The sequence below is a fragment of the Arthrobacter sp. NPDC058192 genome (assembly GCF_042883665.1).
Lineage (GTDB): Bacteria > Actinomycetota > Actinomycetes > Actinomycetales > Micrococcaceae > Arthrobacter.
In genome coordinates this window covers 75,659-102,344 of the sequence record NZ_JBHVVJ010000008.1, presented here as the reverse complement: position 1 = coordinate 102,344, position 26,686 = coordinate 75,659, and the positions used below count along the sequence as shown (strand labels likewise).

The following is a 26,686-nucleotide window of genomic DNA, read 5'->3' as shown; positions in this document are numbered from 1 at the left end:
AGCCATGACTGACACCCTTTCCCCCGGGGCGGCCCCGACGCCGGACCGGGTTGGCACGTCGCCGCTGCAAGCACCTGACCGCCCCCGGTTCCTGCAGTCCCGGTTGCTGCCGTTCCCCTCTGCCACCCGCTCCAGTGCCCCTGCCGCTGCCGGGCGGACCCGGCCTGGACCCCGGGTGCTGCGGAGGCGGCTCGAATTGGCGGGCCTGCTCCTGGCCACCGCCCTGCTGTACCTGTGGAACCTCAACGTCTCCGGCTGGGCGAATGCCTTCTACTCTGCCGCGGCCCAGGCCGGGTCACAGGACTGGACGGCCTGGTTTTTTGGTTCGTCCGACGCCGCCAACGCCATCACCGTGGACAAGCCGCCGGCGTCGCTGTGGGTGATGGGGTTGTCGGTGCGGCTCTTCGGGCTGAGTTCCTGGAGCGTCCTGGTCCCGCAGGCGCTCATGGGAGTCGGCACGGTCTGGCTGGTCTACCTGGCCGTGCGCCGGGCCGCGATGCCCGCCACGGCCGATGCGCGGCTGGCCCGCCGGGCCGGGCTGCTCGCCGGCGCGGTCATGGCCCTGACGCCGGTGGCCGTGCTGATGTTCCGGTTCAACAACCCGGACGCCCTGCTGGTGCTGCTGATGACGGCGGCCGCCTACGCGGTGGTGCGCTCCATCCAGGACGCGCGGCTGCGCTGGCTGCTGTTCGCCGGGGCGCTTCTGGGCTTCGGGTTCCTCACCAAACAGCTGCAGGTCCTGCTGGTTGTCCCCGGTTTCGCCTTGGCCTACCTGCTCGCCGCGCCGGCCGGGCCGGGCAAGCGCCTTCTGCACTTGCTCGCCGCGGGCGGGACGATGGCCGCCGCGGCCGGGTGGTGGCTGGCCGCCGTCGAACTCATCCCCGCCGCGGACCGGCCCTACATCGGCGGTTCGCAGAACAACTCCATCCTCGAACTGACCCTCGGCTACAACGGCCTGGGCCGGCTGAACGGAGACGAGACCGGAAGCGTGGGCGGCGGCAACGGCTGGGGCACGCCAGGGCTGTTCCGGCTCTTCAACAGTGAGTTCGGCGGCCAGATCGCCTGGCTGCTGCCGTCGGTGCTGGTGCTCGGAGCGGGTCTGCTCTGGCTGGGCCGGCGGGCGCCGCGCACCGACGCCGTGCGGGCCTCGGTGATCATCTGGGGCGCCTGGGTGGCGGTGACCGGCCTGACGTTCAGCTTCATGGCCGGAATCATCCACCCCTACTACATGGTGGCGCTGGCTCCCGGCATTGCCGGGCTCGCCGGCCTCGGCGGCGTCCTGCTCTGGCAGCGGCGGGACCAGCCCGTGGCGGCCGCGGTGCTCGCCGGGGCGGTCGTGGCGGCCGGCGTCATGGGCTCCGAACTGCTCGGCCGCACGGCAACCTTCGTGCCGTGGCTGCGCTGGTTGGTGCTCCTCGGCTCGCTCGCCGCGGCCTGCCTGGTACTGGCGGCCCCGGCGGTGAGGTGGCCCGTGGCGGCGTCCAGGATCATGGCGCGGACGACGGCGGCGCTCGCCGTCGCGGCCGCCCTTGCCGGACCGCTGGCGTACTCATTGTCGACGGCCGCCAGCGCCCACAGCGGCTCGATCGTCAGTGCCGGTCCGGCCGCGTCCGCGCGGGGCGGGGCAGGCCTGCCGCGGGCCTTCGGCGGTACTACCGGCATGAACGGGACTGGCGCGAACGGCGGGGGCGCCGGCCGTGGCCCAGGGGCGGGCGGGGCGGCCGGCATGGGCGGCCTGCTCGGGGCCAGCACGCCGTCAGCGGCCCTGGTGAGCGCGTTGCAGACGGACGCCGGGAACTTCACGTGGGCTGCCGCCGTCGTCGGGTCCAACAATGCCGCAGGCTACCAGCTGGCGACCGGACTTCCGGTGATGGCCGTGGGCGGGTTCAACGGCACGGACCCGGCGCCGACGCTGGCGCAGTTCCAGCAGTACGTGGCCGACGGCAAGATCCATTACTTCATCGCCGGGCAGATGATGCAGGGCGAGAGCGGATCCGATGACGCCGCCCAGATTGCGGCCTGGGTGCAGGCCAATTTCACCGCCCAGACGGTGGGCGGGACCAGCGTCTACCTGCTGGCGGGGTAGTCGGACGGATGCCGGCGGGGCCGGCATCCAGGGCCCTAAAACGTGAAGGACAGGGTGCGGACGCCGGCGCTGCTGAACTCCGTGGTCACCGACACCCCGGAGTAGTCGGGAATGTGAAGCACGCCGTCCGGCAGTTCGCCGGCGTTGGGTCCGACCGCCACTGTCCGGATGCCGGCGGCGACGCCCGCGGCGATGCCGGCCGGCGCGTCCTCGAACACCACGGCGTCGGCCGGGTCCACGCCCAGCAGGGCGGCCGCCCGGAGGTACCCCTCAGGGTGCGGTTTGCCGCGCAGGACATCCTCGGATGTGACCGAAGCGGCCGGCACGGCGATCTCCGCGGCCGCCATCCGGACTTCGGCCAGGTCCCGAGAAGCGGACGTCACCAGGGCCACGGCATCCGGCGGAAGGTTCGCCAGCAGCTCCAGCGCGCCCGGCACCGGAACAATGCCGCGGGTCTCGGCCAGCTCCATCCGGCCCAGTTCCGCCGCCAGCGCAGCGACGTCCGCGCCGGCGGGGGCGAACCTGCGGACCGTGTCCATCGCCTGGACCCCGTGGGAGGTGGCCAGAATCTCCGCGATATCCAGGCCGTAGCGTCCGGCAAACGTGGCCCACACCTGCTCCACGATGCTCGTGGAATCCACCAGCGTGCCGTCCATATCAAACAGGACGGCACGAGCGGTCAGGGTCGTGGCACTGCGGCGGAGGGGAAGGCTCATGACTCCATCCTGCCCCATGTCCGCTCCCCACAGCCGCGGCCCGCTTCACATTGGCCCCGGGCGGGCCGTCACCGCGCCGTCACCGCACGCAATGCGGCGGTATCAGCCGGTTTCAGCCGTTGGGCCGGTTCGGGATGTACTGCACGGCCCATTTGTTGCCGTCCGGATCGGCGAAGTAGACGAAGTGCCCCCAGTCCTGGATGTCGACGTCGCTGACGTCCACACCGTTGTCCTTGAGCTGCCCGTGCGCGGCCTGGATGTCGCTGACCACGAGCTGCAGGCTCGGCGCCGTGCCGGGCGGGGCGTCATTGAGGCCCTCGCCGATCGCGATCGAACAGCCGGAGCCCGGCGGTGTCAGCTGGACGAACCGCAGACCCTCCGTGGGGCGTTCGTCGTAGTCGGCGTTGAAGCCCACCTTGTTGACATAGAAATCCTTCGCCCGGTCAACATCGGACACGGGGACAAACACGAGTTCTAGTTTCCAATCCATGGCGCACAGGCTAGCGCGGGCGGCGATGGGGCGGAAGGGCTCCGCCTACGGCTGCCCGGGTGTTGAGGCCGGGACAGGGACGTTGCAGGCCCTCGGGCAATGCATGAGTTCCCGGTACGGGCAGCCGATGCGCTGGATTCGGCGGCGATAGTCATAGGGCCGCTTATCCGGCAATTTGGTTACGGATGGGGGCCACGGTGGTTCCGATGACGCTAGGATTGTGCCGGAATGACGCACTTAGCAACGACGCTGAGTGGTTGTCGCCAGGTAGCCATGCATCGGCCCATCCAGCGGCAGTGCCTGGTCCCAGCTACACAGGAGGCTGTCCTTATGCCGGAACTAACACCGGATCTTTCCGGGGAATGGCGCATCGATCCGGACCACACGCGGATCGGGTTCTCCACCCGGCACGCCATGGTCACTAAGGTTCGCGGCGCTTTCAACGACGTTGAGGGAATCATCAACGCCGACGTCGAGAATCCCGTCAACTCATCCGTGCGGGTGAGGATTCAGGTCGCCAGCATCGACACCCGCAGTGCCCAGCGCGACGAACACCTTCGCACCAACGACTTCTTTGATGCGCCGGGCTATCCCGAGATCACGTTCGTCAGCACCCGGATCGATCAGGTCGAAGAGGGGAATTTCATCGTCAGCGGCAATCTGACCATCCGCGGCGTAACCAAGGAAATCAGTCTGCCGATCGAGTTCCTTGGGGTTGAACGGGACCCGGCAGGGCAGCTGCGCGCCGGGTTCGAGGGATCCCGCCGCATCGACCGCCAGCAGTTCGGCGTCAAGTGGAACACGGCCCTTGATTCCGGTGGCCTGCTCGTCTCGGACAAAATCACCCTCGAGTTCGAGGTTTCGGCTGTCAAAGCCGAGGCGGGCCAGGGCTGATCTGGCGGGGCTTGCTAGCAGGGCGGGGCTGACAGGGCGAGGCTAGCCCGCGATGCCGTACAGGCGGTCGCCGGCGTCGCCCAGGCCGGGCACGATGTACGACTTCTCGTTGAGTTTCTCGTCAATCGAGGCCAGCACGATGGTCACGTTGGCGCCGGACAGCTCCTCCTCCAGCTTGGCCAGGCCCTCGGGGGCGGCCAGGAGGCAGATGCACGTGACGTCGGAGGCACCGCGCTTGAAGAGGAACTTGATGGCCTCGCGCAGGGTTCCGCCCGTGGCCAGCATGGGGTCCAGGACGAAAATCTGGCGGCCCGTGAGGTCATCCGGGAGACGCTCGGCGTACGTGATGATGTCTAGGGTCTCTTCGTCGCGGGCCATGCCCAGGAAGCCGACCTCCGCGGTGGGGACCAGCTTGGTCATGCCCTCGAGCATGCCGAGCCCGGCGCGGAGAATCGGAACAACCAGCGGGGTGGGCTTAGTGAAAGCCGTGCCGATGGTGGTGCTGACGGGCGTCTCGATGGTCACGGGCTCGGTGCGGACCTCACGCGTGGCTTCGTAGGCGAGGAGCGTGACAAGTTCCTCGGTGAGCTGGCGGAAGACCGGGGACGGCGTGTTCTTATCCCGCAGAACGGTGAGCTTATGGGCGACCAGGGGGTGGTCCACAACGAGAGTGCGCATGCGTCAAAACTATCACCCGGACGCCGGGGACCGTCCCGCGGGTCAGGGCCTATCGGCGCCGTTCGCCCCTGCCCCTTTTCCTGCCGCAGTGCCGCCGCCGTCGGCCGCCGTTGCGCCGCTGGCGCCCGCACCCAGGTGGGCGGGGTGCTCGAAGGTCGGCGCGGGGCCGGCGTGTTCGCGGTGCCGCAGCACATGGAAGAGATGGTGGGCCAGGATCACAATCCCCACCCAGGCCAGTCCCAGCGCCCATCCCACCATCACGTCGGTCATCCAGTGGTGGCCCAGGAAGACCCTGCTCATGCCCATCGCGGCGATGAACAGCACCCCCGCCGTGATGATGACCACCCGGGCGAGCGTGCGCTTGATCTGCAGGCAGGCCAGGTACACCACCAGTGCGATCACCACCGTGGTGTTCAGGGTGTGGCCGCTCGGGAACGAGGGCGAGTTCTCGTAGGGCGGCACGGCGTCGGCGTGGTCCGGGCGGGTCCGGCCAATCAGTTTTTTGCCCAGGCTCGTGGCGGTGATGGAGACGGCGGCGGCGCCCCCGATCAGGATCAGCGGCCGCCAGGTGCGCGAGGTGTAGATCAGCAGTGCCGTCAGGATGCTGGCCAGGATGGGCATTCCGATTCCGCCGCCGATGTTGGTGAACCCGGTGACAAAGGCGTCCAGCCCCGGACTGCGGATCTGTTCCATGAACGCCAGGGTGGGTTTGTCCAGGTTCGCGAGGCCGGCCTCGTCCACCACGTTGTCGTAGAGCTCGGCGACGAAAAGCGCAAGGAAGATCACCAGGATGCCGCCAATGAGCATCGTGATCCACAGTGCGGCGTAGGGCACCACCCACTTGCCCCAGTGTTTCGTCAGCCAGTTCTCGGCTCCGGTCGTCACGGCCGCCTCCCGAATGCTTGGGGCTGCCCAGCTGCGCTGCACAGCACGCTTATGGTTGAACCTATCATTGAGCCATGACCTCCCCCGAGCCCCGCCATGCCGAGTGGCTGGGACTTGCCCTGGCCGAGGCACGCCGGGCCCTGGCCACGGCGGACGTGCCGATCGGCGCCGTCGTCATTGGACCGGACGGCTCGGTTCTGGGTTCCGGACGCAATGAACGCGAGGCACTGGGTGACCCGACGGCCCATGCCGAGATCGTCGCCATCCGGGAGGCCGCCGCGCGGCTGCGGGCCCGCCGGGCGGCGGAGGGCAGGGACGACGATGGCTGGCGGCTGGAGGACTGCACCCTGGCGGTCACCTTGGAGCCGTGCGCGATGTGCGCGGGGGCGGTGGTCCTGGCCAGAATTCCGCGTGTGGTGTTCGGCGCCTGGGATGAAAAGGCCGGGGCGGCGGGCTCCGTGTTCGATATCCTCCGCGAGCGCCGACTCAATCACTGGGTGGAAGTGTATGGGGGCGTGCGGGAGCAGGAATGTGCCGCGCTGCTGCGGGACTTTTTTGCCGGACATCGCGCCTGATCCGTTCCGGCTAGCTGGCCGTACCGGGGGCAATGGAAGCCGCCGCGGCGGCTGCGGAGGCCGCCAGCGCGTCGATCCGCTTCTGCCGGCTGGCCGGTGAGTCCAGGCTGAACGCCCGGAAATCGCCGAGGTCCTCCCGGACCCAGGCTTCCACCTCGGCAATCCGCGCCGTGACGGCGGGCGTGGGGCCATGGAACAGCCAGGTCACGATCCGCTCCTTGGCCGGCTCGTACTGCCAGAGTCCGATGATCCTGCCGCGGTCCAGGATGGGGTGGTCCGGGAGGTCGGCCTGCAGTGCGAGTGATTCCAGCGCCGGTTTGTGCTGGTCTTCCTCCGCAAGCAGGTCCGCCGCGTTGCGCCGCAGCAGGAACAGTGAGTCGGTGCCCGCCAGCAGCTGGATCTGTTCGGCGTCCGGTTCTTCGAACGTGGCCAGCCGGCCGACGTCGTCGGGCAGCATCCACAGCGCGTCACCCCCGGCGAGCGTCAACGCAGTGGGCACCTCGACGGCGCCGACGGCGGCGAGTGCGGTCTTGCTTTGCGCCACGGTGAAGCCCGTAAACCACTGCGACTGTTTGAGGGTGGCTCCCCCGGTCCAGCCCAGGTAGCGGCGGATCAGCTCGGTGCGGGCGGCGTCGTCGTCGAGCGTGCTCGGCGGCAGGTTCCAGAGCTCGTAGGCGTAGCGCTGCTGGTCCAGGCGCCCGTTGGCCGGGACGCGGCGGATCCTGCCCTGTGATTGGAGGATCCCCAGCGCGGTGGGCAGCGTGGTGGCGGCGCCCTTCTTCTTGCCTTCCTCGCCGAGGTTCCGCACGGAGTCACCCAGCTCCTCCTTGAGCTGCCGCGGATCCATTGGCCCCTCCGCCTCGGCGAGCGTGTGCACCACCTGCTCCTCCAGCAGCGTGATTTCACCGCGGTCCACGCCGAGCCTGCCCAGCACGCGCACCGCTTCGGCGGCGTCCTTGCCCAGCTTCAGGGACCACGCGAAGTCGTCCCGGCCCAGGACGTAGGTGCAGCCGCGGGCGGCGGGAAGTTCGAGGATCCGGTGCGCGAGCACGTCCGCGTCCACCTGTTCGCGGCGGATGCCGGCCCGGGCGAAGAGTGTGATGTAGGGATTGGCGCCGCCAACGGACCGGGCCCAGCCGGCCCGGGCCAGAACCTGCTCCGCCGTGCAGCCGGCCAGCGAGCCGTCCAGGCCCTGACGGTGCCAGGCCCATGCCCGGAGACGCTCCCGGGTCAGGGTCTGCGGTTCCGGCATGGTGGCGCGCTCGTCTACCGAGGGCGACGTCGTCGTTGCAGGCTGGGTACTCATGGGCTCATTCTCCAACAGCTTCTCCGTCAGCGGTATCAACCTGCGCCTGCCAGTTTGGCCGCCCGTCCGCGCCCACGAGCTCCAGCACGGTCCGGGCCGTGGCGTCCCAGCCGGGCAGCCCGCCCCGGGCGGCCCGGGCCGCATCCTGCCAGCGTGCCCGCAGCGCGGGGTCGGTCAGCCAGCGGCGCAGCAGGTCCGCGAGCGGGGCCGGGTCCGTTCCGAGGCCGACGGCGGCGCCGGGCAGCGGTGTTCCGCGGCCGGCCGCGAGCGCCTCGACGGCGCCGGTGCCGTCACGGACCACGACGGGAGTGCCGCGGGCCAGGGATTCGATCACCACCAGGCCGTAGGCTTCGGCCCGGGAAATCAGCAGACTGAGATCGGCTGCGCTCCATTCGGACTCGAGTGCTGCGCCCCGGAGTTCGCCGGGGATGCTGACCCTCCGCATCAGGCCCAGACGTTCCACGGAATCCCGGAGCTGCGCGGCGTAGTCGGGGTCGGCGGTGTCCGAGCCGATGAAGGACGCCGTCCATGGCAGGTCCGTGAGTTCGGCGAGCGCGTCAAGCAGGAGCGCCTGGTCCTTGTTCGGCAACAGGGCAGCCACGGCGATGAAGTGCGGGATGCCGGAGCCGGCGGCCAGGCTGCCCGCCGCCAGCGGGGCGGCTGCCGTACCGGGAAGCGCCACCCCGATATTTTCCAGGCCGTGCCGGGCACGGATCCGCGCCGCGGCCGAACCGCTGGTGCAGATGACCCCGGCGGCGGCCGCCATGGCACGGCCCTCCCGTTCCAGGTCCGGCAGGGGCATGTGCAGCAGGATCCAGGCCGGGTGCCCGGCGGCCGCCGCCGCCTCAAGCTCATCGGGCGCACCGGAGGCAATCAGGCTGTCCACCAGGGTCACCGAGCCCCGGGGCGCCGCACCCAGCAGCCGCGACAGCCGGCGCCGGTCCTCCGCGCTGCCGCCGGGCCAGCCGCCGTCGAGCGGGCACGTTTCCACTTCGGCGCCGTGGCCGCTGAGCCCGCGTGCCAGGGCGGCGTTGTAGACGTTCCCGCCGGAATTATGCCGGATGTTGCCGGGCACGACGAGCCGGAGGCGGAGGCTGGCCGGCACCATCAGCGGCCTAGCTTGCGTCGAAGTTCAGCGAGTAGCCCGCCCACGCGTCGGGGGTCTCGCGCAGGGTGACATCCAGGCCGGCGAGATCCTTCCCGTCCGCGCCCACGCGGACCTGCGCGGCGACGGCGTCGGCGATGTACTGCGCGAGGGCCTCCGTGGTGCTCAGCTTGCCGGAGAAGTCGGGGTGTTCGTCGAGGTTCTTGTAGTTCAGCCCGTCAAGGACCTCATCCAGCACGTCCCCCGCGGCGCCGATGTCCAGCACGATTGAGTCGTCGTTGAGCGCACGACGGCGGAACGTCACCTCCGTGACGAAGGTGGCCCCGTGCAGGCCCTGGGCGGGGCCAAAGGCCTCCCGCGGGAGGCTGTGGGCGATCATGAAGTTACGGCGAACGGTCAGACTGAACACGGATTACCTCGTGGCTTCGGTTGGCTGGGCTGGGGATGGGATTGCGGCGGACGGGGTTTCGTTCGGTGGGTATTCAATGACGTGGCACAGGGCGTCAAGGGTCCCGTCGGAGAGGCGCTGGACGACGCCGGGGAGTTCGGCGAATGTGGAGGAACCGGTGAGGAAGACGTCGAACACCGGATCCCGCAGCAGGGAGACCGCAAGCGCAAGACGGTCGGCGTTCGTGCGGCGGTGCCGCCGGGCACGGGCCACCACCCCGACCTGGCTGGCGCGGATCGACAGCCGGCGGGCGTGGAAGTCCTCCCCCAGCGGCAGAGTGACCGACCGGTCGGCGTACCAGGACATTTCGATGATCTCCCCTTCGTCCCCCACCAGCTGCAGGGCCCGTTCGAGGCCTGCCTGCGAGGCGGAGCAGTGGATCACGATGTCACAGTCGGGCAGGGCATTGTCGGGGTGGCAGAAGTCGACGCCGAGGGCCTCAGCGAACGCGCGTTTTGCCGGGTCGACGTCGACCAGCTGCAGCCGCTCCAGCGGGAAACCCGCCAGGAGCTTCGCCACCATGCCGCCCACGAGTCCGGCCCCGATCACGGCGACCCGGTCGCCCAGCCGGGGCCCGGCCTCCCACAGGCCGTTGACGGCGGTTTCCACGGTGCCGGTGAGCACCGCCCGGCGGGCGGGAACGCCGCCGGGGATCACGGTGAGCGACTCGACGGGGACGACGAAGCGGTCCTGGTGCGGGTAGAGGCAGAAGACGGTCTTGCCCGTCCAGCATTCCGGGCCCTCCTCGACCACCCCCACGGTCAGGTATCCGAACTTCACCGGGTAGGGGAAGTCCCCCTCCTGGTTGGGGGCGGCCATCGCCGCGGCCACGCAGGACGGGACACTGGCCTGGTGGACGACGAGCTCGGTGCCCTTGCTGATGCCGGAATACAGGGTCCGGACCAGCGCCTCGCCGGGTCCGGGGGCCGGCAGGTCCTCGCTCCGGAGTTCGCCCTGTTCCGGCCCGACGGTCCAATAGGCGGTGGCCGTGGCGTGCTGTTCAGAATTAGTCATTGTGCTTACGAATCTAGTGCCCCCGCTGTTCGCGGGGAAGCGTGCCGCGCCCGCCCGCAGCGTCATGTGCATGCTGTTGCGGCTCGTTTTGTGGATGGGCGCCCTGCTCCGGTACCCTAGTCAGGTTGGTGACGTGTCCGAGCGGCCGAAGGTGCAACACTCGAAATGTTGTTTGGTGTAAAAGCCAACGTGGGTTCAAATCCCACCGTCACCGCCAAGTAGCGAGGCCCCTGCTTCCCTTTGTTTACAAGGGAAGCAGGGGCTTTTGCTTTGCCAAAAATTGGGCCGGTTGGCACAGCAGTTTCAAGCCGAGACTGAAAGAGCTGCAATACTCTGACGATGGCCGTCTATTTGTGTCCCGCTTCAGATGACGAGCAGGATCACCGAGATGCAGTCACCCGACTATTTCGTAGATGAACAGGTCAAAGGTCCGTTCCAACGGTTCCGGCATGTCCATGAGTTCAGCCAGGACTCAGAAGGAGCCACGATGGTGGATCGTATCGAGTCTGCGGTACCGCTCGGACCCATAGGACGTCTGGCCGAGAAACTGGTGCTGGCCCGCTATCTCCAAAGGCTGATCGAGAGGCGCAACCGACACCTTGCAGGTGACTCGACTCATGAATAAAGAGTCTCGGTAGTCGAAGATTCAACGTTGCAGGAGGTAATCGGCGACGCCGTTCGGATTCGACAGAGCGATGAGGTGACCGCCGGGCACAGCATCCGGCTCCAGGCCAAGGCGATCGCGCGCGACTGCGCGCTGAAATTCGAGCGGGAAGAACCGGTCCCCTTCGCCACTGAGCACCCGGATCGGGATGGCTGGCCAATCCGCGAAGTCGCACGCTGACTCGAAGACAGCATTTGCCTCTGGCCGCTGATGCGTTTCTCCCGCAGCCGCCACCTCGGGTGGAACGTCGTGCAGAAAGTAAGTGTTCAGGTCGAACTCAGTGCTGTAGCCACCGCCCCTAGCGGCCGTCTCGCGCGCGTCGAGCCAGCCCGTGTTATCCCACCATGCACCAGGGGTCTCGCCCGGGTTGGGGATCATCGCGTTCACGAAAACAAGCTCTCCGACGGCGACTCGGGTGCACACCAGCGGCGCAGTGAACCCGCCGAGCGATTGCGCCACGAGCACCACGTCGTCGCTCTCACCGATTGCCTCGACCACCAGGCGCGCGTAGTCGGGCAGACCGGCGTTTTCGTCGTCGCCGGGCAGTTCGACTGCGACTGCCTCGTGTCCGGCCCTTTGCAGCAGCGGGATGACACGACTCCAGTACCAGGCTGCGCCGCCCGCGCCGGGCACCAGCACGAACGTGCTCATGAGGCGGGCCGCAAAGCGCCTGCACCCAGGCACGCGTCAAGGACCAAACCTAGGTCATCACGAAACGGGCGAATGCATAACGTCCATGTCATTCCCACATTTTCGCCAAAATCACCGCGCCCGCAACCCCACCTCCACCGTCGGAGGACGATCTCCTCCTTCTGCAACTGCCCCCTAGCCCGCGGTGATATGGAGTGAGCTGGTTGGTCCGACAGCCAGCTCAGCCCGGCCGCCTATAGGCAGCGTGATCTGCGGCTGCGTGTGTCCGAAGTCGGCGTTGGCCAGGACGGGAAGTCCGCTGAGGCCCTGCTGGGTCCTGACGATCTGCTCCAGGAGATCCTTGGTCATCCGGCTTGCCCGCTGGAAGCGGCCAATGACCAGCCCTGTGATACCTCTGGCATCCGGCACCTGAAGGAGGGAGGTCAGGTCCCGGGCGAAGGTTGCCGGATGACTCTCGTAGTCATCCTCCAGGAAGAGAAGCGCGCCATCGAGCGACGGCATGTGGGGCGTTCCTTGGAGCAGATTGAGTGTGCACAGGTTGCCGCCGACGATGCGGCCCGACGCCGTGCCCGGCTGAACGGCCCACCAGCCTTCTCCGGCGAGAGGGCTCCGGTTGTCCTGGTCGAGGAACCAGTCGTCGTCGGTCCACGATTCCGAAGGCTTTATTTCCTGGTCCTGGCCGTTGAGGAGCGTTTCAACAAACCAGTGACGGGTCTGCTCAAAGTGATCTCTCATCCCAAAGCTCGACCAGTGTGGTCCGGAGTATGTCACCAGTCCCGTGTGGGCGAGGATGGCGTTCTGGAGGGCTGTGATGTCCGAGTACCCGCACAGAATCTTGGGATTGGCCGCAATCAGGTCCCAGTCCAGACAGGGAAGAAGCTCGTTGCTGTTGAACCCGCCAATGACGGTAAGAATGCCTGCGACCTCAGGGTCGGCGAAAGCAGCGTGAAGATCCGCGACCCTTGACTCAACCGACGAAGAGTCAAGGCTGTCACGTTCGTCCACGCGTGCCCCGAACGAGATGCTCAGTCCCATCTCAGCGAACCGTTGCTCGATCAAGGCGCTGTGGTCGTGTTCCATGACCATGGCCCGGCTCCGGGCCGGCGCAACGACCCGAACCAGATCACCGGGGATGAGTTTCCGGGGGTATGTGACATCCATGTGAGGGACGCTAACGTGCAATGCCTGCCCGGGCCAACCAGGGGTCAGCGAGGATGCCAACACGTGCTAGACTCCCCGAAATCCCTCGCGGCCCGCATGCACGTCGCAATCACTCAGGAGGTTCGCAGTGCCGGACACCACCTGCCACATGTCGATCTCGCTGGACGGCTTCGTCGCCGGGCCGGACCAGAGCCGCGAGGATCCCCTGGGCAAGCGGGGGCTGGAGCTGCACGGCTGGCACATCGGCGACCCGCGGGCCAACGATGCCGACAAGGTCGCGACCGAGTGGCTCATGCGCCCGCGGGGCGCATATGTGATGGGTCGGAACATGTTCGGTCCGATCCGCGGGGACTGGGCTGAGGAATGGACGGGGTGGTGGGGCCCCGAACCGCCGTACCATGCGCCGGTGTTCGTGCTGACCCATCACGCACATGATCCGATCCAAATGGACGGCGGGACAACCTTCCACTTCGTCACCGACGGCTTCGACGCCGCCTACTCCGCAGCGCGCCAGGCAGCCGGGGACAAGGGTGTGGACATCGCCGGTGGGGCCTCGACCGTCCGGCAGGCACTGATCGCCGGCGTGATCGACGAGCTCACCCTCGACATCGCACCGGTCCTGCTCGGTTCGGGCGAGCGCATCTTCGACGGGGTTGAATCCTTCGATTTCGAACCTGTCGAGGTGCTTCACTCGCCGCTGACCACGCACATCCGCTATCGCCGCGTCAGCTAACTCCGCAGGCGCTGCCGGCAGCGGCCGTCAGGGCCGCCAGCCGATCACGGCTCGCCGTCAAGCGCTTCCATCTCCAAGCACGCGTCGTCGTAGGAAACCCCGCCGTTGCGGAATACCTGTTCCAGTTCCTTGACCCTGCGTCGTGAATAGGACGTGCTCGACGTTCCCGTGAGGCCGGTCTCGAGGTAGTCGAGCCGGGAGTGCGCGGGCTGCCGGGCCTGGGCGACCAGGTGCAGGCGGGTCTTCGAGTGGAACCAAGCGCCGGGGTGCATCAGGCGACGTGCATAGGCTCTGGGATCGACTAGGTACATGCCTTCATGGTTCACCTCCCTGCTGAGAGGACCCTTAGTTTCTCCTCGGCGTCCCGCCTATCCGCGCACGATCACCACGTCCAGGGTCCGCGGGCCGTGGACGCCCTCGACGCGTTCGAGTTCGATGTCGCTCGTGGCGCTGGGGCCGCTGATCCAGGTCTGCGGGCGGGTGCCGTCGAGCCGGCGGAGGGCCTCCGGCAGAATCGCCGTGATGTCCCCAACCCGGACCAGACAGATGTGCCGGTCCGGGACGAGGCTGAGAACCCGGCGGCCCTGGTCCGGGCCGGTGTCGAGGACGATGGTGCCGGTTTCGGCCACCGCCACGGCGCTGCCGGTGACGACGGCGTCCACCGCGTCCAGCGCTGCCACGCCCAGCCGCTGCCCGGGGGCATCGGTGAGGCGGCGGCGGGAACCGCCGTCGCGCGCGTCTGCCTCCGCGAACAGGGACGCCGCGAGTCCGTGCGGCGCGGCGTAGCTCCGGGCGCCTTCGAGCAGGACGGCGAGCCGCTGCGGCACCGCGGCCGCCTCCTCGACGAAGACGTTCGCCTTGTAGTCGACCAGCCGGTCCGTCAGCAGTTCGATGAGCTCGTCCTGACCGAGGTCGGAAGCCCGCCGGTAGTCCCGGGGCACCTCCGGCACCGCCGGGGCGTCCCGGAGCGCGGAGCGGAGCCGGCCGAGTATCTCGTCGCGCGCGTTCACGGCTTCTCCTTCGGGTGTTCCTTGTTCCACCATTGCCGGAACGACTGCGCCGGCGGGGCGGGGATGTCCCGGCTCTGGGTCCAGCCGCCGGCGATGCCGGGCAGCTTGGTGATCTTCTTGTCAGGCCCGGCGGCAAGCCGGCCCAGGGGAAGCGCCTTTTCCACCAGGCCGAGGTTCCTTCCGGAGGAGAGCGCCCAGGACGCGGCCTTCATGCCGAGGTCCATCTGGCTGGGCAGCTTCTTCTTGCCGCGTTTGCTGTCCACGTCCTCACCGCGCAGATGCACCAGGACGTCCGGGATGTTGATTTTCACCGGGCAGGCGTCGTAGCAGGCGCCGCACAGGGATGAGGCGTACGGCAGGGAGTTGTTCTCCTCGGCCGTGATCCCGGTCAGCAGTGGGGACAGGATCGCGCCGATCGGTCCCGGATACGTGGATCCGTAGGCGTGCCCGCCGGTGCGTTCGTAGACGGGGCAGACGTTCATGCAGGCGCTGCAGCGGATGCAGTGCAGGGCGGCGCGGCCCATCTCGTCGGCCAGGGCGGCGCTGCGGCCGTTGTCGAGCAGGACCAGGTGGACGTTCTGCGGCCCGTCGTCCGGTGTGACGCCGGTCCACAGCGAGGTGTACGGGTTCATCCGTTCCCCGGTGGAGGACCGCGGCAGCAGCTGCATGAACACTTCCAGGTCCTCCCAGCCCGGCAGCAGCTTCTCCACTCCCATGACGGTGATGAGGGTCTCCGGGAGCGTCAGGCACATGCGCCCGTTGCCTTCAGATTCGACGACGGCGAGCGTGCCGGAGTCGGCCAGGGCGAAGTTCGCGCCGGAGACGGCCACCTTGGCGCTGAGGAATTTGCGGCGCAGATGCGCCCGGGCGGCCGCGGCGAGCCGCGCGGGTTCGTTGGTCAGGTCCGGGTCCACGCCGTCCATTTCACGCAGGAAGATGTCCCGGACCTGGCTGCGGTTCTTGTGGATGGCGGGGACCAGGATGTGGCTGGGCTTGTCGTGGTCCAGCTGGACGATGAGCTCGGCGAGGTCGGTCTCGAACGCGGCGATGCCCTGCTCTTCGAGGTATTCGTTGAGGCCGATTTCCTGCGTGGCCATGGATTTGACCTTGACCACCTCGTCGGCGCCCTGGTCCCGGATGAGGGCGGCCACAACGCTGTTGGCCTCGCCGGCGTCGCGGGCCCAGTGGATGGTCCCGCCGCGGGCGGTGAAGTTGGCCTCGAACTCCTCGAGCAGCTCCGGCAGCCTGGACATCACGGATTCCTTGATCGCCCGGCCGGCCTCGCGGAGGTCCTCCCAGTCGGGGAGTTCGGAGACCACGGCCAGGCGCTTGTCCCGGATGGTCCGGGTGGCGTGGCCCAGGTTGGCCCGCAGCTGGGCGTTGCCGAGCTCGCGGTGCGCGGCCTTCGGGAAGGGCTCGTGTTCGTGCAGGTTGCCGGTGCCGAAGACCGGCAGGGACGGCATCCCCAGGAATGTGCCGCTCATCGTGCGGTCCTTCCGGTGGTGAGGCGGACGTCGCCGGTGACGGCGGCGGGGTGCTCGGCGGTGCTGGCCAGGATCTCGGCGAAGTGCAGGGTGGTGACGCCGCTGCCCTGCCGGGACAGGCCGCCGCCGATGTGCAGGAGGCAGGATGCGTCGCCGCCGGCGCAAAGCTCGGCGCCTGTGCCGCAGATGTTGGCGGTCTTGTCCGCGAGCATCGCCGAGGACACGTCCGCGTTCTTCATCGAGAAGGTGCCGCCGAAGCCGCAGCACTGCTCGGCCTCGGGCAGCTCGGCCAGCTCAATCCCGCCGACGGAGCGCAGCAGGTTCAGCTGGCGGTCGCCGAGCCGGAGCAGGCGCATGCCGTGGCAGCTGAGGTGGTAGGTGATCCGGTGCGGGAAGTAGGAGCCCAGCTGCGCTGCGGCGTCCGTGACGCCCAGGACGTCCACCAGGAGCTGGGAGAGCTCGTAGGTTTTGCGTCCGACGGCGGCCGCGCGGGCTTCCAGCCCGGCGTCCCCGCAGCGGCGGGCGACCATGGGGTGCTGGTGCTTCACGGAGGCGACGCAGGAACCGGACGGTGCGACGGCGACGTCGTACTCCTCCTCCTCGAACGTCTTCACGTGGTTGGCAATAACGGGCAGCGCCTCCTTGAAGTAGCCGCTGTTGACGTGCATCTGCCCGCAGCAGGCCTGCCCGGCGGGGAAGATGACCTCGTGGCCGAGGCGTTCCAGGATGGACACGGTGGCGCGTGCCGTGCCCGGGTACATGGCATCCACGACGCACGTGGCGAAGAGCGCGATCCTCACAAGGCACACCCGCTACTGACAATTCGGGCGGACGGCGCATACTCCGACGGCTGCTGGGAGGCCCGCACGACGGCGCGCAGCTCCCCCAGGCCGCCGCTGAGCACGCCCGCGGCGCGGGCCTGGACCAGGACGTTGCCCAGGGCGGTGGCTTCGACGGGACCAGCCAGGACGCGCTTGCCGGTGGCGTCGGCGGTGAGCTGGCAGAGGAGCCGGTTCTGGGACCCGCCGCCGACGATGTGCACGACGTCGGCGCGCACGTCCGCGAGCCGCTCGGCGTCGGCGATGGTCCGGGCGTAGCCGGCGGCGAGGCTGTCGAGGATGCACCGCACGATGTGCGCGGGGCGCTCCGGAAGGACCGCCCCGGTGTTGCGGACCGCGGCCCGGATGCGTTCGGGCATGTTGCCGGGGGCGATGAAGTAGGGGTCGTCGGCGTTGATGACCGGCCCGCCGGCGGGCAGAGCCGCGGCGGCCTCGAGCAGTTCCTCGAGCGCGGGTTCGTAGCCCTGCCCCGCCCACGTGCGCTGGCACTCGCTGAGCAGCCAGAGGCCGCCGACGTTGCGCAGGTAGCGGATGGTGGCGTCCACGCCGCGTTCGTTGGTGAAGTTCGCGGCCCGGCTGGCCTCGGTCAGGACCGGGTGGGACAGCTCGACGCCGACCAGGGACCAGGTGCCCGAGGAAATGTACGCGAAGCTTTCCTGGCCGGCGGGCACCGCGGCGACGGCGGAGGCGGTGTCGTGCGAGCCGACGGCCACCACCTGCGTGCCGGCGGGCAGCCCGGTCCGTTCCGCGACGGCCTTGGTGAGCGTGCCGACGGTTTCGCCGGGCTGGATCAATGGCGGGAACCGGCCCGCGGGCAGGCCCAGCGCGGCCAGGAACTCCGTGGCCCACTCCCCCGCCACGGCGTCGAAGAGCCCGGTGGTGGAGGCGTTGGTGGCCTCGGTGCGGCGCCGGCCGGTCAGCAGGAACCCGATGAGGTCCGGGATCAGCAGCGCCTGCAGCCCGTCCAGGTCAGGCTCCGTGGCGAGCTGGTAGATCGTGTTGAACGGCAGGAACTGCAGCCCGGTGGTGGCGTAGAGCCGGGACTCATCGAGGCGCCCGTGGACCCGGGCGACGGCGGCCCGGCTGCGGTCATCGCGGTAGCTGAAGGGCGCCGCGACGAGTTCCCCGGCAGCGTTGACCAGGCCGTAGTCCACGGCCCAGGTGTCGATCCCGATGCTGGCGATGCTCTCGCCGCGGGCTGCGGCCGCCGTGGCGGCGGCCGCGAGCCCGGTGAGGACCTCGGCGAACAGCGCGTCAAAGTCCCAGCGGAGTCCGCCGTCGAGCACCTTGACGCCGTTGGGGAAGCGGTGCACCGTCTCCAGCTCCGCGCTCGTCCCGCCGGGACCGCCTGCGACGCGGCCCAGGATGACCCGGCCCGAGGACGCACCAATATCGACCGCGGCGAAAACACTGCCGGCGAAGACGCCACGGGTGTGCGGCGCCGGGGCTGCAGAGCTCATCGCAGGAAGGCCGCGGCCACGCCGGCGTCCACCGGGATGTGGAGCCCGGTGGTGTGGGACAGGTCGTTGCCGGTGAGGACAGCGGCGGCGTTGGCCACGTTTTCGGGCAGCACTTCGCGCTTGAGCAGGGTCCGCTGCGCGTAGTACTTGCCCAGTTCCTCTTCCTGCACACCGTAGACGGCGGCGCGCTTGGCGCCCCAGCCGCCGGCGAAGATCCCGGAGCCGCGGACCACGCCGTCGGGGTTGATGCCGTTGACCCGGATCCCGTACTCGCCCAGTTCCGCGGCGAGGAGCCGGACCTGGTGGGCCTGGTCCGCCTTGGTGGCGGAATAGGCGATGTTGTTCGGCCCGGCGAACACGGAGTTTTTGGAGGAGATGTAGATGATGTCTCCGCCCATCTCCTGGCCGATCATCACCTGCGCGGCGGCCTTGGCCACCAGGAACGAGCCCTTGGCCATGACGTTGTGCTGCAGGTCCCAGTCCTTCTCGGTGGTTTCCAGCAGCGGCTTGGAGATGGAGAGCCCGGCGTTGTTGACCACCAGGTCCAGCCCGCCGAACGCGAGCACCGCTTCCTGGATCGCCGCGGCGATCTGGGCCTCGTCGGTGACGTCGGCCTGGACGCCGATGGCGACGTCGGCACCGCCCAGTTCCTCGGCCACCTTTGCGGCGTTCTCCAGGTTGAGGTCTGCTATGACGACGCATGCGCCGTCGGCCGCGAAGCGGGTGGCGATCGCCTTGCCGATGCCCGACGCCGCCCCGGTCACCAGGGCGATGCGTCCGGCGTGGGATTTCGGCTTGGGCATGCGGGCGAGCTTGGCTTCCTCCAGGGCCCAGTATTCGATGCGGAACTTCTCGGATTCCTCGATCGGGGCGTAGCTGGAGAGGGCTTCGGCGCCGCGCATGACGTTGATCGCGTTGAGGTAGAACTCCCCCGCCACCCGGGCGGTCTGCTTGTTCGCCCCGAAGGAGAACATGCCCACGCCGGGGACCAGGACGATCGCCGGGTCCGCGCCGCGGAGGGCGGGGCTGTCCGGGGTCGCGTGGCGGTCGTAATACCCCTGGTAGTCCTCGCGGTAGGCGGCGTGGAGTTCCTTCAGCCGGGCCACGGAGTCCTCGATCGGGGCGTCCGCGGGCAGGTCCAGGACCAGGGGCTTGACCTTGGTGCGCAGGAAGTGGTCCGGGCAGGACGTGCCCAAGGCACCGAGCCGCGGGTGTTCGGCGCTTTCGAGGAACTCCAGGAGGGCGGGGTCATCGCTGAAGTGGCCAAGCTGCGGCTTGTCCGTGGAGGCCAGGCCGCGGATGACCGGGGCCAGGGCGGCGGCCTTGGCGCGCCGTTCGGTCTCCGGGGGGGCGGCGTAGCCGGGCAGCTTCGGCCCGAAAGGCTCGTTCCTGCCGTGGTCCTTGATGTACTGCTCGGCCTGCTCGATGATCCACAGCGAGTTGGCTTCGGCTTCCTCGCTGGTGGCGCCCCACGCGGTGATGCCGTGGCCGCCGAGGATGGTGCCGACGGCCTGCGGGTTCGCGTCCTTGATCGCGGCGATGTCCAGGCCCAGCTGGAAGCCGGGGCGCCGCCACGGCACCCATGCCACCTTCTCGCCGAAGATCTCCTTGGTGAGGGCCTCGCCGTCGGCGGCGGTGGCGATGGCGATGCCGGAGTCCGGGTGCAGGTGGTCCACGTGGGCGGCGTCGACCAGGCCGTGCATGGCGGTGTCGATCGACGGCGCGGCGCCGCCTTTGCCGTGCAGGCAGTAGTCGAACGCGGCCACCATTTCGTCTTCACGCTCGACGCCGGGGTACACGTTCTTGAGCGCCTGCAGCCGGTCCAGCCGCAGCACGGCAAGGCCCTCGGCCTTCAGCGTGCCGAGGTCACCGCCGGAGCCCTTGACCCAGAGGAGTTCGACGTCCTCACCGGTCACGGGGTCCTTCTCGGTGCCCTTCGCGGAGGTGTTGCCGCCCGCGAAGTTGGTGTTCCGCTTGTCCGCGCCGAGGCGGTTGGAACGGGAGATCAGGTCTTCAACAGTCTTGTTCTCAGTCATAGCCGTGTTCTGCATTTCTGTGTTCTGCATATTCATGCTTATGCGCCCCATCCGGCTTGCTGGCCGCCGACGCGGTCCTCGTTGATCTTCTTCTGGTAGCCGCTGGCCTTGAAGGCGGCCAGCGGGTCCGCGGGCAAGCCGCGGGATTCACGCCACTGCGCCAGGGCGGGGCGGACATCGGTGTAGAAGGCATCGTTGAAGATGCCATTGGCAGCCAAAACATCGCCGGCCCGCTGCGCCTCGGCGAGGGCGTCGGTGTCGATGAGCAGGGCGCGGGCCGTCATTTCCTGGACGTTCAGCACCGAGCGGATCTGGCCGGGAATCTTTTCCTCCAGGTTGTGGCACTGGTCAAGCATGAGGGCGACCCCGGACTCCCTGCCGAAGCCGCCGCCGCGGATGACCTCGTGCATGATGCGGAAGAGCTGGAAGGGATCCGCTGCCCCGACGATCAGGTCATCGTCCGCGTAGAAGCGGGAGTTGAAGTCGAAGGAGCCAAGCTTGCCCAGGCGCAGCAGCTGCATGACGATGAACTCGATGTTGGTTCCCGGCGCGTGGTGGCCGGTGTCCAGGCAGACAAAGGCCTTCTCGCCCAGGGCCAGGGTCTGGGCGTACGAGGTGCCCCAGTCCGGGACGTCGGTGTGGTAAAAAGCCGGCTCGAAGAACTTGTACTCCAGCACCAGCCGCTGGTCCGCGCCGAGGCCCGCGTAGATTTCCTGCAGGGACTCGGCCAGGCGGTCCTGCCGGCCGCGCATGTCGTCCTGGCCCGGGTAGTTGGTGCCGTCCGCGAGCCAGATCTTCAGGTCACGGGAGCCCGTGGCGTTCATGATTTCCAGGCACTCGAGGTGGTGGTCGATGGCGCGGCGCCGGACCGAGGAGTCCGAGGAGGTCAGGGAACCAAACTTGTACTCGTCGTCCTGGAACGTGTTGGAGTTGATGGTGCCCAGCCCGACGCCCAGACCTGCCGCGTATTCCTTCAGGGCCGCATAGTCATCCACCTTGTCCCAGGGGATGTGCAGCGCAACTGTGGGGGCCAGGCCGGTGAGTTCGTGGACCTTCGCGGCGTCGGCAAGCTTCTCGTGGACCGTCCGCGGGGTGCCGGGGGTGCCGAACACCTTGAAGCGGGTGCCGGAGTTGCCGTAGGCCCAGGACGGGACCTCGATGGCAAGTTCCCCGAGGCGGCTGAGGGCCGTTTCTGTGCTGTTCATGGTTGTTCCTTCTGCGGTTGGTGGCTGTCCCCGGCGGCGTTGGCCGCGGACAACTGGTCCTCGAGATTGAAGATTTCGGTGAGCTGGACGAAGCCCTGGTCCGGCGCCTGCGCGCCGTCGTCGAACAGGACGGCCATCTCCGCCTGCCAGCGGGCATTCACCTCGGTCAGGGCCATGCGGGCCCGTGCTGCGTCAAAGTCGTCGCATTCGACGTAGCCCACCAGGAGCCCGTCGTCGGCGAGGAACAGTGAGTAGTTGTTCCAGCCGGCGGCCTTGAGTTCCCGGAGCATTTCCGGCCAGACGGCGGCGTGGCGCCGCCGGTATTCGGGAATCTGGCTGGGTTTGACCGAGGAGCGGAAGCACACCCTCATGAGAATTTCTCCTGGTTCCGACTCTGCTTCGGCTCTGGTTCCCAGCCTACTTGAATCGATTCATTTAAGCAACGGCATTCTGCCAATTTGTTCCGCCAGTTCCGGCGCTGAGTCTGACATCAGCGCCGGAACTGACGGGCCTAGAAGTTGTACTGGTCCACGTTCTGCGCGGTGAAGACCGTGGGATCGCCTAGCAGAACGGTGGAGTCTGGCCCCACCTTGAATTCGCCCATGGTGCCGGCCTTGAACGTCTGGCCTTCGGCGCCGGTGATCTGGCCGGACGCCAAGGCTGCGCCGGCGTAGGCGGCGAGGTAGCCAAGCTTCTCAACGTCCCACAGGGCGAAGGACTTCATGGTGCCGTTCTTCACGAATTCCTTGAGCTGGCTGGGGAAGCCGAGGCCGGTCAGCTGCACCTTGCCCTTGTATTCGGACCCGGAAAGGTACTGGGCCGCAGCGGCAATGCCGACGGTCGTGGGCGAGATGATGCCCTTGAGGGTCGGGTGGGCCTGGAGCAGCGCCTGGACTTCCTGCTGGGACTTCTGGGCGTTGTCATCGCCGTAGACAGTGGCGACGAGCTTGAGCTTGGAGTACTCGGGTTTCTGGAGTTCCTTCTTCATCAGCTCGATCCACGCGTTCTGGTTCGTGGCGTTGGCCGTGGCAGAAAGGATGGCGATGTCCCCGCCGTCGGGTCCGACGGCGTCGGAAATGAGCTTGATCTGGGTGGACGCAATGCCTTCCGCGGTGGCCTGGTTGACGTAGAGGTCCCGGCAGGAGGGGTCGGTGTCCGAATCAAAGGTGACCACCTTCGCCCCCGCACTGCGGGCCTCGTCCAGCGCCGAACAGATCGCCTTGGGATCGTTGGCCGAGGTTGCAATGACGTTAGAGCCCTGCTGCGTGAGCGTGTTGATGTAGCTCACCTGGCTGGAGGCGCTGGCTTCGGAGGGGCCCACCTCGGAGAAGGTGCCTTTGTACTCATCGACCGCGGTCTTGCCGCCGCGGTCAGTGACGGTGAAGTAGGAGTTGTTCAGCTGCTTGGGCAGGAACGCGACCTTCAGGCCTTCCTTGATCGGGGCGTTGGGATCCGCGGAGGCGCTGGAGGTAGCGCCTCCGCCGCTGGCGCTGCTGGAGCTGTTGGTGGTTCCGCCGCAGGCGCTGAGCGCCAGCGCGAGCCCCGTGGCGACGGCGATGTAGGTCGGCGCGAGGCGCCGGGATCCGGTGGTGGACATGAATTTCATAGTGGTGCCTTTCAACTGAACGTCGTTGTTGCTGTGGTTTGAGGTCGTCAGGTCGCTGAGGTTTTGCGGGACAGGGAGCGCGCCCAGGTGATGGCGTTGGGGGCGACGACGGCGAGGATCAGGAGGCCGCCGGTGAGCATGGACAAGGTGTCCTCGGGGACGCTGGCCAGCTGGAGGGCGTTGCGCAGGATGGCGAGGAGTCCGACGCCGGCGACGACGCCCGGCAGGGTGCCCTTGCCGCCGAAGATGGACACGCCGCCCAGCAGTACTGCCGCGATGACCGACAGCTCCAGGCCCGTGGCGTTGTCGCCGCGTGCGCTTCCGTAGCGCAGCGTCCACCAGACGCCGACCACGGCCGCGATGGCACCGGAGATGACGAACAGCCAGAACTTGGTCCGGGCGACGCCGATTCCCGAGAAGCGGGCGGCGTCGACGCTGTAGCCGATGGCGAACAGGGAGCGGCCGAAGCCCGTGAAGTGCAGGACGACGCCGAAGATGATGACCAGCAGGATTACCGGAAGAATCCAGACCGGGACGCCGGTAGTTCCGATCTTCGCCTGCAGGCCGGTGGTGATGGCCCGTGGGAAGCTGGTGACCGCCTGGTCCCCCAGGACCACGAAGGCAAGGCCGCGGTACAGGGCCAGGGTGCCGATGGTGACGGCCAGGGACGGCAGGCCGACCACCGAGACGAGGAAGCCGTTGAAGGCACCGGACACAACCCCGAGGACGATGCACAACGGGATGATGGTTTCCATCGGCATCCCGGCGTTCCAGAGGGCTCCGAACACGCAGCTGACGAACCCGGCGATGCTGGCGACGGAGAGGTCGATCTCCCCGGTCAGGATGATGTAGGTCATCGGCAGGGCCAGCAGCAGGATCGGGATGATGTCGATGAGCAGGAACCCGATGTTGCGCGGCGTCGCGAACCCGGTCACGGTCAGGGAGGCGACCACAATGCTGGCCAGGAGGGCCACAATGATCGCGGTGTCCCAGCTGCGCAGGAAGCCGAAGCGGGGCGGCCGGCTGGTTTCTGCTGCCGGCGGTGCTGTCTCAACCAGCATGTGAATCGTGTCCTCTCAGACGGCGCTCGGTGCGCAGGGCGAGGTATCGGTCCAAGACAATCGAGGCCAGGATCAGCGCGCCCACCATGGCACGCTGCCAGAACGGGGAGACTCCCAGGACCGGGAGGGCGGAGGAAATGGTGGTCAGGAGCACGGCGCCGATTGCGGCTCCGTAGACCGTGCCGACGCCGCCGGCGATTGCGACGCCGCCGACCACGGCCGCGGCCACGACATTCAGTTCGAGGCCCTGGCCCGCCGTCGCGTCCAGGTTGCCGTACTTGGCCGCGTAGATCACGCCGGCGAGTCCCGCGAGGGCGCCGGAGATGGCGAACGCGGAGAAGACCTTCCGCCCCACGCGGATCCCGTAGAGCCGGGCGGCCAGAACGTCTGAACCGATGGCGTAGAACTCCCGTCCGGAACGCGCGTTGTTCAGGTAAAGGCCGAAGACGATGACGACGGCGAGGGCGATCAGGGCCAGGTACGGGAACCCCAGCAGGGCACCGGCACCGAGTGCGAGGAAATCCGCCGGCAGGTTGGACGGGCTGATCTGCTGGCCCTGGGCCCAGGCGAAGTCGACGCCGCGGAATATGTACAAGGTGCCCAGGGTGACCACCAGGGCCGGCACCTTGGCCACCGCGATCAGTGCTCCGTTGAGGGCCCCCAGGAACGCGCCGAAGGCGACGCCGATGACCAGCATCGCGATCACCGGAAGGTCCGGCAGCGCTATGAAGATTTTTCCCGTGGCGAAGGCCGTCAGGCCCAGCACGGATCCGACCGACAGGTCCACGTTCTTCGTGACGATCACGATCGCCTGGCCGACGGCGAGGATCACGAGGATCGAGGAGTTCAGCAGCAGGTCCTTGATGCTTTGCGCGCTCAAGAACCTGGGATTGGCGGCCACCGTGACGGCGATGAGGATGAGCAGCGCCAGGAAGACGCTGAACTCGCGGGATCGGGTCAACGTCCCCACCCAGGCCATGGACGGCTGACGTTGCAGGGATAAAGTGGTCACGCTGTGGTCTCCTTGGTTTTCGGGTCGACTCCCGTGGCGGCCGTCATGACGGATTCCTCCGTGGCGTCGTGGCGGCTAAGTTCGGCGCTGATCCGGCCCTCGTGCATCACCAGCACGCGGTCGGACATGCCCAGGATCTCGGGCAGCTCCGAGGAGATCATCAGAACGGCCAGGCCGGTGCCTGCAAGCTCGGAGATGAGCCGGTGCACTTCAGCCTTGGTCCCGACGTCGATGCCGCGGGTGGGTTCGTCAATGATCAGCACGCGCGGGCCGGTGGCCAGCCACTTGCCCAGGACGACTTTCTGTTGGTTGCCACCGGAAAGAGTGGAAATCGGGGACATCGGGGACCCCGCCTTGATCTGCAGTTTCTTGGCCCATTCCCTGGTGGCTCCGGCCTCGGCCATGCTGGTGAGCAGGCCGAAACGGCTCAGCTTCCGCCGCAGCGTGAGCGTGAGGTTCCGGCTCACGTTCAGCTCCATGACCAGGCCCTGTTTGCGCCGGTCTTCCGGCACAAAGGCGACTCCTGCGGCCATCGATGCCCGGGGGGACAGGGATTTCAGCGGCTCGTTGCGGACCAGCACTTCGCCGGAGTCGTACTTGTCGATGCCGAAGACGGCCCGCGCCACCTCGGAACGCCCGGCGCCCACCAGACCGCTGAGGCCGACGATTTCGCCTTCCTTCACCGTGAAGGAAATATCCGAGAAGACGCCCTTGCGGCTCAGTCCCTTGACTTCGAGGGCGGTCGGCCCGATCTGCGTTTCCTGTTTGGGGAACAGTGACGAGACGTCGCGGCCGACCATCTGCCGGATCACCCCGTCTACGGTCAGTTCGGCGGCCGGGGCGGTGGCGACGTGCGCGCCGTCGCGCATTACCGTGATCCAGTCCGCCAGTGCAAAGACTTCCTCGAAGCGGTGGGAGATAAACAGTACGGCGGCACCTTGGGCCTGCAGGGTGCGGGTGACCGCGAAAAGCCGATTAACTTCGACGCCGCTCAGTGCCGCCGTCGGCTCGTCCATGATCAGGACCCGCGCGTCGAGGGAAATGGCCTTGGCGATTTCCACCACCTGCTGGTCGGCAATCGAGAGGCCCTGCGCGGCCCGGTCGGGATCGATCTTGACCCCCAACTGCTCAAATAGCTCCAGCGCCTGCCGGCGCATCGACTTCCGGTCAATCCGGCGCATCGAGCGCAACGGCTGCCGGCCCATGAAGATGTTCTCGGCGACAGTGAGGTCCGGAAACATGGTCGGTTCCTGGTAGATGACCGCAATCCCTGCTTCGCGGGCATGGAGCGGATCGCGGAACGAGACCTCCTCGCCGTCCAGCAGGACCTGACCGCGATCCTGCTGGTGCAGCCCGGCAAGTGTCTTGACCAGGGTGGACTTGCCGGCGCCGTTTTCCCCGACCAGCGCGGTGACCTGGCCCCGGTGCAGGCTGAGGCTGGCTCCCCGCAGGGCGTGCACCGCGCCGAAGGACTTGTGGATGTCGCGCAGTTCCAAGACCGGAACGTCGGCCACCTCGGCACTCCGGCTGCTTCGAACGGTGGCGTCCTGTGCTTCGGCCATGTCCG

At 68.1% G+C, this 26,686-nt stretch carries 27 protein-coding genes and 1 tRNA gene; 6 read left to right on the top strand and 22 right to left on the bottom strand.

The features are described 5' to 3' along the window. Window positions 1-4: 4 nt before the first annotated feature. The gene (locus ACFVVK_RS10075; RefSeq protein ID WP_390266279.1) at window positions 5-2,086 is read left to right on the top strand and encodes an ArnT family glycosyltransferase; all 2,082 of its coding nucleotides are present in this window, start codon (window positions 5-7) and stop codon (window positions 2,084-2,086) included. 35 nt (window positions 2,087-2,121) lie between these two features. On the opposite strand, the gene ACFVVK_RS10070 is transcribed toward ACFVVK_RS10075, so the two are convergent. Then, a complete protein-coding gene (locus ACFVVK_RS10070; protein ID WP_390266278.1) occupies window positions 2,122-2,802 on the bottom strand; it encodes an HAD-IA family hydrolase in 681 nt (226 codons plus the stop codon). A gap of 112 nt (window positions 2,803-2,914) precedes the next feature. Then, on the bottom strand, window positions 2,915-3,292 hold the full coding sequence (locus ACFVVK_RS10065) for a VOC family protein (RefSeq protein WP_390266277.1): 378 nt from the start codon (window positions 3,290-3,292) through the stop codon (window positions 2,915-2,917). Between the two features lie 330 nt (window positions 3,293-3,622). Here ACFVVK_RS10065 and ACFVVK_RS10060 point away from each other — a divergent pair, with 330 nt between their 5' ends. Then, window positions 3,623-4,186: a YceI family protein gene (locus ACFVVK_RS10060; protein ID WP_390266276.1), complete on the top strand. Its 564-nt coding sequence runs from the start codon at window positions 3,623-3,625 to the stop codon at window positions 4,184-4,186. Window positions 4,187-4,228: 42 nt separating this feature from the next. On the opposite strand, the gene upp is transcribed toward ACFVVK_RS10060, so the two are convergent. Together upp and ACFVVK_RS10050 are read right to left on the bottom strand one after the other, a co-directional pair. After that, window positions 4,229-4,864 (bottom strand): uracil phosphoribosyltransferase, encoded by a 636-nt coding sequence (upp, locus tag ACFVVK_RS10055; protein ID WP_390266275.1) that lies wholly within the window; start codon window positions 4,862-4,864, stop codon window positions 4,229-4,231. Between the two features lie 42 nt (window positions 4,865-4,906). Further along, on the bottom strand, window positions 4,907-5,749 hold the full coding sequence (locus ACFVVK_RS10050; RefSeq protein WP_390266274.1) for a phosphatase PAP2 family protein: 843 nt from the start codon (window positions 5,747-5,749) through the stop codon (window positions 4,907-4,909). A 74-nt stretch (window positions 5,750-5,823) separates the two neighbouring features. On the opposite strand from ACFVVK_RS10050, the gene ACFVVK_RS10045 reads away from it, so the two are divergent. Then, on the top strand, window positions 5,824-6,324 hold the full coding sequence (locus ACFVVK_RS10045; protein WP_390266273.1) for a nucleoside deaminase: 501 nt from the start codon (window positions 5,824-5,826) through the stop codon (window positions 6,322-6,324). Window positions 6,325-6,334: 10 nt separating this feature from the next. On the opposite strand, the gene ACFVVK_RS10040 is transcribed toward ACFVVK_RS10045, so the two are convergent. From ACFVVK_RS10040 to ACFVVK_RS10025, 4 genes are read right to left on the bottom strand one after another with little or no spacing between them, the layout of a single operon-like run. Continuing rightward, window positions 6,335-7,630, bottom strand: a complete 1,296-nt coding sequence (locus ACFVVK_RS10040; protein WP_390266272.1) for a DNA glycosylase AlkZ-like family protein — start codon at window positions 7,628-7,630, stop codon at window positions 6,335-6,337. 4 nt (window positions 7,631-7,634) lie between these two features. Beyond that, window positions 7,635-8,738, bottom strand: a complete 1,104-nt coding sequence (locus ACFVVK_RS10035; RefSeq protein WP_390266271.1) for a glycosyltransferase family 4 protein — start codon at window positions 8,736-8,738, stop codon at window positions 7,635-7,637. 7 nt (window positions 8,739-8,745) lie between these two features. After that, complete coding sequence (locus ACFVVK_RS10030; protein ID WP_390266270.1) at window positions 8,746-9,144, bottom strand: 6-pyruvoyl tetrahydropterin synthase family protein; 399 nt, start codon at window positions 9,142-9,144, stop codon at window positions 8,746-8,748. A gap of 3 nt (window positions 9,145-9,147) precedes the next feature. Further along, entirely contained in the window at window positions 9,148-10,197 is a 1,050-nt protein-coding gene (locus tag ACFVVK_RS10025) for a dehydrogenase (protein WP_390266269.1), read from the bottom strand. 127 nt (window positions 10,198-10,324) lie between these two features. Between ACFVVK_RS10025 and ACFVVK_RS10020 the strand changes: the two genes are divergently transcribed. Together ACFVVK_RS10020 and ACFVVK_RS10015 are read left to right on the top strand one after the other, a co-directional pair. After that, window positions 10,325-10,414, top strand: a tRNA-Ser gene (locus ACFVVK_RS10020). 171 nt (window positions 10,415-10,585) lie between these two features. Next, window positions 10,586-10,822, top strand: coding sequence for a hypothetical protein (locus ACFVVK_RS10015; RefSeq protein ID WP_390266268.1), 237 nt, complete (start codon window positions 10,586-10,588; stop codon window positions 10,820-10,822). Between the two features lie 21 nt (window positions 10,823-10,843). On the opposite strand, the gene ACFVVK_RS10010 is transcribed toward ACFVVK_RS10015, so the two are convergent. Both ACFVVK_RS10010 and ACFVVK_RS10005 read right to left on the bottom strand, forming a co-directional pair. Then, window positions 10,844-11,512, bottom strand: coding sequence for an alpha/beta hydrolase (locus ACFVVK_RS10010; protein WP_390266267.1), 669 nt, complete (start codon window positions 11,510-11,512; stop codon window positions 10,844-10,846). Between the two features lie 174 nt (window positions 11,513-11,686). Then, complete coding sequence (locus tag ACFVVK_RS10005) at window positions 11,687-12,673, bottom strand: S66 peptidase family protein (protein WP_390266266.1); 987 nt, start codon at window positions 12,671-12,673, stop codon at window positions 11,687-11,689. A gap of 127 nt (window positions 12,674-12,800) precedes the next feature. On the opposite strand from ACFVVK_RS10005, the gene ACFVVK_RS10000 reads away from it, so the two are divergent. Beyond that, window positions 12,801-13,406: a dihydrofolate reductase family protein gene (locus ACFVVK_RS10000; protein WP_390266265.1), complete on the top strand. Its 606-nt coding sequence runs from the start codon at window positions 12,801-12,803 to the stop codon at window positions 13,404-13,406. A 44-nt stretch (window positions 13,407-13,450) separates the two neighbouring features. Here the strand turns inward: ACFVVK_RS10000 and ACFVVK_RS09995 are convergent, their stop codons facing one another. From ACFVVK_RS09995 to ACFVVK_RS09940, 12 genes are all read right to left on the bottom strand, one after another. Then, window positions 13,451-13,717: a hypothetical protein gene (locus ACFVVK_RS09995; protein WP_390266264.1), complete on the bottom strand. Its 267-nt coding sequence runs from the start codon at window positions 13,715-13,717 to the stop codon at window positions 13,451-13,453. Between the two features lie 57 nt (window positions 13,718-13,774). Next, window positions 13,775-14,416, bottom strand: coding sequence for a lactate utilization protein C (locus ACFVVK_RS09990; RefSeq protein ID WP_390266263.1), 642 nt, complete (start codon window positions 14,414-14,416; stop codon window positions 13,775-13,777). Beyond that, entirely contained in the window at window positions 14,413-15,900 is a 1,488-nt protein-coding gene (locus ACFVVK_RS09985) for a LutB/LldF family L-lactate oxidation iron-sulfur protein (RefSeq protein WP_390266262.1), read from the bottom strand. Before ACFVVK_RS09985 ends, ACFVVK_RS09990 begins: the two co-directional genes overlap by 4 nt. Continuing rightward, window positions 15,897-16,700 carry a (Fe-S)-binding protein gene (locus tag ACFVVK_RS09980; RefSeq protein WP_390266261.1) on the bottom strand — a complete coding sequence of 268 codons (804 nt, stop codon included), beginning with the start codon at window positions 16,698-16,700 and terminating at the stop codon, window positions 15,897-15,899. Before ACFVVK_RS09980 ends, ACFVVK_RS09985 begins: the two co-directional genes overlap by 4 nt. Continuing rightward, window positions 16,697-18,199 (bottom strand): rhamnulokinase family protein, encoded by a 1,503-nt coding sequence (locus ACFVVK_RS09975; RefSeq protein WP_390266260.1) that lies wholly within the window; start codon window positions 18,197-18,199, stop codon window positions 16,697-16,699. The genes ACFVVK_RS09980 and ACFVVK_RS09975 overlap by 4 nt, the downstream gene beginning before the upstream one ends. Continuing rightward, window positions 18,196-20,235: a bifunctional aldolase/short-chain dehydrogenase gene (locus ACFVVK_RS09970; RefSeq protein ID WP_390266259.1), complete on the bottom strand. Its 2,040-nt coding sequence runs from the start codon at window positions 20,233-20,235 to the stop codon at window positions 18,196-18,198. Before ACFVVK_RS09970 ends, ACFVVK_RS09975 begins: the two co-directional genes overlap by 4 nt. 38 nt (window positions 20,236-20,273) lie before the next feature. Next, window positions 20,274-21,440: an L-rhamnose isomerase gene (rhaI, locus tag ACFVVK_RS09965; protein WP_390266258.1), complete on the bottom strand. Its 1,167-nt coding sequence runs from the start codon at window positions 21,438-21,440 to the stop codon at window positions 20,274-20,276. Next, entirely contained in the window at window positions 21,437-21,811 is a 375-nt protein-coding gene (locus ACFVVK_RS09960) for an L-rhamnose mutarotase (RefSeq protein ID WP_390266257.1), read from the bottom strand. The genes rhaI and ACFVVK_RS09960 overlap by 4 nt, the downstream gene beginning before the upstream one ends. Window positions 21,812-21,951: 140 nt before the next feature. Then, window positions 21,952-23,037, bottom strand: a complete 1,086-nt coding sequence (gene rhaS / locus ACFVVK_RS09955) for a rhamnose ABC transporter substrate-binding protein (RefSeq protein ID WP_390266351.1) — start codon at window positions 23,035-23,037, stop codon at window positions 21,952-21,954. Window positions 23,038-23,093: 56 nt separating this feature from the next. Beyond that, entirely contained in the window at window positions 23,094-24,107 is a 1,014-nt protein-coding gene (locus ACFVVK_RS09950; RefSeq protein ID WP_390266256.1) for an ABC transporter permease, read from the bottom strand. After that, a complete protein-coding gene (locus ACFVVK_RS09945; protein WP_390266255.1) occupies window positions 24,097-25,119 on the bottom strand; it encodes an ABC transporter permease in 1,023 nt (340 codons plus the stop codon). Before ACFVVK_RS09945 ends, ACFVVK_RS09950 begins: the two co-directional genes overlap by 11 nt. After that, window positions 25,116-26,681, bottom strand: a complete 1,566-nt coding sequence (locus tag ACFVVK_RS09940; RefSeq protein ID WP_390266254.1) for a sugar ABC transporter ATP-binding protein — start codon at window positions 26,679-26,681, stop codon at window positions 25,116-25,118. The genes ACFVVK_RS09945 and ACFVVK_RS09940 overlap by 4 nt, the downstream gene beginning before the upstream one ends. Between the last annotated feature and the right edge of the window lie 5 nt (window positions 26,682-26,686).